Genomic DNA, 1009 nt, shown 5'->3' with positions numbered 1-1009 from the left:
GTGAACATGCCCCACCCGGCGTCGTGCACCGACTTCGCCAACCGGGTCCGGGCCAAGCCCTTCACACACAGGTCCTCGACGTAAACCGCTTGGTTTTCGCGGATGATCGTCGTGGACTGTTTGTGCGCCCAATCCCGGCGCGTGTCGGCCACCCTCGCATGAGCAGCAGCGACCTTGATCCGGGCTTTCGCCCGGTTCTTCGAGCCTTTGTCCTTGCGGGACAACGCTTTCTGTGCCTTGCGGAGTGTTCGTTCGGCGCGGCGGAAGAACTTCGGCGAGGCGATGGTTTTGCCGTTCGACAGGACCGCGAACGTCGTCAAGCCGAGATCGATTCCGACCTCGGAGTCCACCGGCGGCAACGGCTGCGCGTTCACTTCGACAACGAACGACGCGAAATACCGGCCCGCGGCATCCCCGACGATCGTGACCGACGACGGGTCGGCGGGAAGTTCCCGCGACCACGCGACCTTCAGTTCGCCGACCTTGGCGATATACAGTCGCCGGTTCGGGCGCAGCGAGAAACCGTTGCGGGTGAACCGGACCGCCTGCCGGTTGTCCTTGCGGGACCGGAACCTGGGAGCCGCGATCCTGCCGCCCTTGCGCTTCCCAGCCACGGAGGCGAAGAAGTTACGGAAGGCGACGTGCAGGTCGCCCAACGCTTGAACCAGCGCCACCGAGGACACTTCGGCCAGCCACGCCCGTTCCGGTGTCCGCTTGGCGTCGGTGATCACCCTGGTTTGCAACGCCGAGTCCTTGATGTAGGGCAGCCCTGCGGCGTAAGCATCGCGGCGGGCGCGTAGTGCATCGTTGTACACCACGCGTGCGCAACCGAACACCCGAGCCAACGAATCCTGTTGGCCCGGCGTTGGATACACGCGGTAGTTGTACCGGAGCTGCACAAGATCGAATGTACTGTATTGGCCTATGATTTCTACCGACGATTATAGGCGTGGGCGCAGTGTTGTTTCCGCCATGCATGTCCATTTGGTCTTCGTCACGAAATATCGGC

1 protein-coding gene and 1 pseudogene are annotated in these 1009 nt (G+C 62.9%); one reads left to right on the top strand and one right to left on the bottom strand.

The window, feature by feature from the left end; all coding sequences use genetic code 11:
• Positions 1-899 (bottom strand): RNA-guided endonuclease InsQ/TnpB family protein (locus ACFWU5_RS29070; RefSeq protein ID WP_379270075.1); only part of this gene is annotated, 899 nt, incomplete at its 3' end.
• A gap of 25 nt (positions 900-924) precedes the next feature.
• On the opposite strand from ACFWU5_RS29070, the pseudogene ACFWU5_RS29065 reads away from it, so the two are divergent.
• Positions 925-1009 (top strand): annotated as a pseudogene (locus ACFWU5_RS29065) (IS200/IS605 family transposase); the annotation flags it as partial.

Source organism: Nocardia sp. NPDC058640 (genome assembly GCF_042716995.1).
Classification (GTDB): Bacteria; Actinomycetota; Actinomycetes; order Mycobacteriales; family Mycobacteriaceae; genus Nocardia.
This window is presented reverse-complemented; position numbering and strand designations above follow the sequence as displayed.